The organism is Aphanizomenon sp. CS-733/32 (genome assembly GCF_028330045.1).
Lineage (GTDB): Bacteria > Cyanobacteriota > Cyanobacteriia > Cyanobacteriales > Nostocaceae > Dolichospermum > Dolichospermum gracile.
In genome coordinates this window covers 1-5,544 of sequence record NZ_JAQMSE010000119.1, presented here as the reverse complement: position 1 = coordinate 5,544, position 5,544 = coordinate 1, and the positions used below count along the sequence as shown (strand labels likewise).

Below are 5,544 nucleotides of genomic sequence, written 5' to 3'. Positions count from 1 at the left end.
GGACGCAAGCGATTTATGACTGTTGATACCTTGGGATTGGTACTACGAGTGTTGGTTACCTCCGCTAAGATGCCAGAGCGAGCAGGGGCTAAACAAGCACTCAAGCGTGTCAAAGATATGGCCACTCAGGTTTCTCGATTGACGACTATTTGGGCTGACGGTGGGTTTGATGGTCCATCGTTTATGATGTGGGTGATGGACGTTTGCCGTTGGATTGTTCAGGTAGTGCTACGACCCCAGGAAACTAAAAGTTTTGTGGTCCTCAAAAAGCGATGGGTTGTGGAACGTACTTTTGGCTGGCTGATGGGTTGTTGTCGGTTAGTCAGAGACTACGAGTTACTACCTGAAACATCAGAGACTTTTATCTATCTAGCTATGATCCGTATCATGCTCAGGCGATTGGCATAAATTTTGACTCCTCAAAACTTTTCAAACATCCTCTTAATAAAAATGCGTACAGCAGTTCTAGAAGGTTCGTCACGGACTACTATATATCCTCGAACACTTGAAGCTTTACCTTGGGTGAGAAATTTAGAACCTGATATAGAACAGCAATTAGTAGATGGGTATAATAATCTAGCTCGTTTAGCTAGTATTGCTAGAAACAATCCCAATGAGTGGTTATTATCCGAAGTGGAAACACAAATTATTACCAGTCGCTACGGATTGAGCGATCGCCGTTTAGGTTTAAATTTTTCTAACTGGAGTAAAGAAGACGTATTAGCAGAAGAATTAACTTTGGATGGTAACTGTATTGGGGCAGATTTGTTTTCACTAGAACTGGTTGATGCTGATTTAGCAGAATTAGTTTATTTGCTCTTAATCAATAGCACTGATGAAACTACTTCAAAAGCGACTATTCAAAAATTGAACGTGCCTCAAGATTATACAACTTTAATGCAAACCTATCGTCAGCGATTTGCTGATTTTCAAGAAGTTGAATCCGATTTCTTTAATGCTCTTAACCAAATTGATGAAACTGTTTATACCATGTTCAACATCACTGATGAGGAAAAAAATCACATTGAACATCGTCTTGGTAGTTTTCCGTTAAACAAGTTACAACCTCGATATCCCTGGGAAACAGTGAGACCCCGATCCATAAAGGCATACACTGAAGACAGATTTGCATAAACGTATTGACTTGAGTATATAGACCATTTTCCGTCCGCTATATCAGCTATTACCTATTACCCATTCCTGATTGTGGACAAGAGTATGAAATTGCCAATTAGGATCAGTTTCTGGATAATCTAAACGGTAATGTCCACCCCGGCTTTCAGTTCTAAACACAGCACTTTTGAGAATTAATTCGGCAATATCTAATAAATTACGAGTTTCCGCCCACAGCCGCAATTCCTTTTCAATTTGTGGTTGTTGAAAATTAACTGATTGTGTTGGGTTTAAACTCAATAATAATTGACTTAAAGGTAAATCTGCAAAGTCTTCTCGCCAAGATGCAACTTGAGAAATGGCAGTTTCTAAACTTGATTTTTCTCGACAAATACCTGCACTTTGCCAAACTACACGGGGTAAATTTTGGCGAATTTCTGCTAATTGTCTTTGTTGATTTTCCCACTCAATTAGAGATGGGTTAACTGCCAAACTTTCAGTTTCAATAATATTAGCAGATTCCTGTTTTCCCAGTTGCAATTTTTCATAGTCAACATTCGCCATTTGCGCCCCAAAGACAATACATTCCAACAACGAATTACTGGCTAGGCGATTAGCACCATGTACTCCCGTACTAGCAGTTTCCCCAATGGCATATAAACCGGGAATATTCGTAGCATTCATGACATCTGTGAGGATACCACCCATCCAATAATGGGCAGCAGGTGACACAGGAATGGGTTGAGTAAAGACATCAATCCCCCAATGTTGACAAACGGCGATGATATTCGGGAAACGGTGGCGAATTTTGTCAGGGGGAATGGGGCGCATATCTAACCAGACATTCGCTGTAGCCGGGTCAGCAGCCGTTTTTTGTAAATGACTGAAAATCGCTCGACTGACCACATCACGGGGTGCTAGTTCCCCTGCTGGGTGGTAATCAAAGGCAAAACGTCGCCCGGTGTCATCCACTAAATGCGCCCCTTCTCCACGCACAGCTTCACTAATGAGAAAACGTCCTGGTTTGCTCAGGGCTGTGGGGTGAAACTGGACAAATTCTAAATCACGGAGAATTGCACCAGCCCGCCAAGAGATCGCTACACCATCACCTGTACTCACCGCTGGATTAGTGGTTTGGGCAAATACTTGACCACCGCCACCTGTCGCTAAAATCACCGCCCCGGCTCTAATCCAGGTAATTTTCCCTTGATAAAATAAGCTAGTTCCCAAACATTGACCGGTTTGGGGTTCTATCCATAAACTCAAAGCCAAGGCTTGCTGAATGACTTTGATATTCTCACGACGGAGAACTTGATCTGTGAGGGTGGTGGTAACTTCCCTGCCTGTGGTATCGGCTGCATGAAGCACGCGAGGACGAGAATGGGCTGCTTCTAGGGTTAAAGCCAAGTTACTGTGATGACGATCAAAAGCTACGCCCAAGTTAACCAGGGATTGAATACAACTGGGGGCTTGTTCGGCTAGGAATTTGACAGCGGCGATGTCGCATAAACCAGCGCCCGCTTTTAATGTGTCTTCAATATGCAGTTGAGGCGAATCTTCTGGGGCGACGGCTGCGGCTATGCCACCTTGCGCCCAATCACTAGCGGATAGGGAGACTGTTTCTTTAGTAATTAAGCCGACTCGTAAGGATGTGGGTAGACATAGGGCTGTATATAGTCCTGCTGCGCCGGCACCGACTACTAAAACATCGAATTGGTTAGGAATATTTATATCAGGCAAGGGATAACTATGATTTTTGTGATTTGGATGATTTTTATGATTTGGGTATTTGTTTGGCAAAACCAAACAATATCCTTATGTTAATCATAAAAATCATAGTTTAATTTCATTTTCAATCCAAAATTTAAAATCTCAACTTCGGTGATGGGTAGGGAATATGTTTTCAATTCCCAGTCCCAGTCCCCAATGCCTGGTTCCCAATCCCCAATCCTTAGTTATCTGTAGATACCATTGTTAAAGCGATCGTCGCCTTCGTTGAATATAGACTCTGATTTTGTCACGGTGAACTTGTCTAAGTTAGTTTGCAAAGTTGCTTTTTGTCCATCGCTCAACCCTTCGATATTTAATACATCCTCTACTTTGTCGTAAGGAGCATTTTTGATAATTTTCTTAGCCAAGGTGGGATAAAGTCCCGGATATTGTTGGAAAGCCCGCACATTGGTATTGTTCAAATCAATTTTCTTACCAAATTCGGTTCCCAGCTTCTGATCTGCTCTATTTTGACTGGCGATCGCTAAAACTGGAACTTGATTTCCCACAAAGCTATTGAAACTAACAGCTTGGGCTGTTTGGGTAGTTCCCAGCATTCCCCAGCAACCTAGCAACAATGTAAATACAGTAAATAAACGCACCAATCCTTTCACGATTTTTACCTCTTTTTTTCCAGGAATAATAAAATTTTGCAGCCAAAAGCTATGAACTATAGGGCATAAGCCAGAAGTGTCAGGATGTGAGCGCAGTTTCTTTGCTAACTTGATCCCGGGTTCTTCATGGTTTAGCTTCATGGTTTAAGCTTGGGAGCTTGCACAACGGTCATCAAAAACTAATATACAGCGTATCAATATCCATAATATTTACGACTAGTTGGTTTGATTGGACTTTTTCCAGAAATTTGACCTCATAGCACCTCTGCGCCCATTTTTCGGTGTTTGCCTGAATTGATGGGAATTTCACGCCAGAACTGCTGCTAATAAGAAGAGACTATCTACTAAGATTGTACTCAAAACCGCCCCCCCAAAAGCATACCAATAGGATTGTTTATTCAGTAAAGAAGCTGTTCCTACTGTCATCAGCATTAGAGCCAAAATGACTGCCCAGCCTTCTCCCCAAGGTGTTTGGACTTGTGTTAGGGCATTCTGTAAGATTTGTGAAGCACCAGATGGATCTGTTCTCATAATTTGTCGCCAATAAGGCATCAAATCCACCAAATAAAAATAAATATCGGTTAAAACCGTTCCTAGTAAAGAACCCAGGTAAAACCAATTGCCGACTTTACCGCAATTTTTCGCTAAACACCACACAGCAAAGGGTAGTCCCAATGCTTCTATGGGTATATGCCAGATTGGTTCATATCTTAGCCAACCCCAATAAATCGCTCCTGTTAACCAAGTCCAGCTAAAGCCAAAAAGTAAATCTCCCCACAGGTAGGTTTGCGAACGTGACATTAATCTCATACTGAGCCAAACCCACAATCCTGTCATTAATACGCTAAGAATGGGAAATGTTCGCACTAACGGAGCTTCTACGAACACTGGTACTGATACTAAAAATACTGATGCTAAAAATATTAACCAACTTTGTCGGGAAGATAGGAAATTTGGTAAATGAGGATTGTTCAGGCTGTGATTGATATCTACAGTCGGGTTAGTAGCTGTATAGGCAGAAAATGTATGATTAATCAAAGTTTCTAATATTTGTTACTAAACTTTACTTATCTTCAGAATAACATAACTGAAAATCCCCCAGGGGGGCATCTTGATTATACATGAAATTTATTTATAGAGGTATGCACTCAAGTTGTAGGAATAGACCGAAAAATTTGAGATTTTGGATGGGGAATTTTCGGTACAGGTTCTCTGCTCCTTCAGGGCGGAATTGATTAAATAATTTGGGTATATGGTGATTGAATGATAAGTGATTTGTATGGGATTTTGATAAAAAAGAACTTTCTCAATAAACAGGGGTCTATTCTCATAATTATTGAGAATATTATCAATAGTCAAACGAGTTTTGGTGATTTCAGCTTGGGGGCTTGACAGTGTTCTGAGTTTTGGGTATGCTCATGGTATGAGTGGGAAAGTGTGCGCCCATATATATAGGGTTTTTATTTATCAAGATAATTAGGGTTTGCTGAAAAAGTTGTCTGTGAGGGCTAGGAGTCAGGAGTCAGGAGTCAGGAGGAAGAATTAGAAGAAGAGAAGAATAGTCTTGAATCTGGTCAACTGATAGGTTTTTGCTAATTTCCACCCTTATTCCTTGCACCTGATTCACCTTTTTCAACCCTCAACCTCTTGATATATCTAAGTTTTAGCTTTATTAAGCAAGCCCTAATTATTTCCCAAATCAACCCCAGAAGTAGGGGAAATAAGAAAATAATATTTGTCCTCATCACCAAAATGCCAAGACGTTATCTTGGATCTCAAAATGAAGATGCAATTGCAGTAGATGTAGAACTGGGAAACATGGTTAAAATCTGAAATAAGCAAGTAATTAAGAAATATCGAACTCAGAAATAATGCACACAGACACGATATTCTACCAAATCTTCCTAACTTTTCACACCCTCTTATTTGAAATCCTGGGTGAACCTACAGAAAATGCCAAAGATTATCAATTTACTTCTGTGGAAGTGAAAGAAAAAGCATTTCGGTTTGATGGAATTTTTATAGCAGATAGTCCAGAAAAACCCAT

General features: G+C 40.7%; 6 protein-coding genes. 3 read left to right on the top strand and 3 right to left on the bottom strand.

Annotation, left to right across the window (positions count from 1 at the left end):
* Both PN471_RS09095 and PN471_RS09090 read left to right on the top strand, forming a co-directional pair.
* Nucleotides 1–408 (top strand): transposase (locus tag PN471_RS09095; RefSeq protein WP_271776567.1); only part of this gene is annotated, 408 nt, incomplete at its 5' end.
* A 42-nt stretch (nt 409–450) separates the two neighbouring features.
* Complete coding sequence (locus tag PN471_RS09090; protein WP_271776566.1) at nt 451–1,134, top strand: hypothetical protein; 684 nt, start codon at nt 451–453, stop codon at nt 1,132–1,134.
* 42 nt (nt 1,135–1,176) lie between these two features.
* Here PN471_RS09090 and nadB read toward each other — a convergent pair whose 3' ends face one another.
* The 3 genes from nadB to PN471_RS09075 all read right to left on the bottom strand — a co-directional run bounded on the left by nadB (nt 1,177) and on the right by PN471_RS09075 (nt 4,535).
* Nucleotides 1,177–2,853, bottom strand: a complete 1,677-nt coding sequence (gene nadB, locus PN471_RS09085; protein ID WP_271776570.1) for an L-aspartate oxidase — start codon at nt 2,851–2,853, stop codon at nt 1,177–1,179.
* A 215-nt stretch (nt 2,854–3,068) separates the two neighbouring features.
* On the bottom strand, nt 3,069–3,497 hold the full coding sequence (gene psbU, locus PN471_RS09080) for a photosystem II complex extrinsic protein PsbU (protein ID WP_271776569.1): 429 nt from the start codon (nt 3,495–3,497) through the stop codon (nt 3,069–3,071).
* 306 nt (nt 3,498–3,803) lie between these two features.
* On the bottom strand, nt 3,804–4,535 hold the full coding sequence (locus PN471_RS09075; protein WP_271776565.1) for a DUF3120 domain-containing protein: 732 nt from the start codon (nt 4,533–4,535) through the stop codon (nt 3,804–3,806).
* 833 nt (nt 4,536–5,368) lie between these two features.
* On the opposite strand from PN471_RS09075, the gene PN471_RS09070 reads away from it, so the two are divergent.
* Nucleotides 5,369–5,544, top strand: a 176-nt coding sequence (locus PN471_RS09070; protein WP_271776568.1) for a DUF2887 domain-containing protein, incomplete at its 3' end; no start/stop codon positions are given.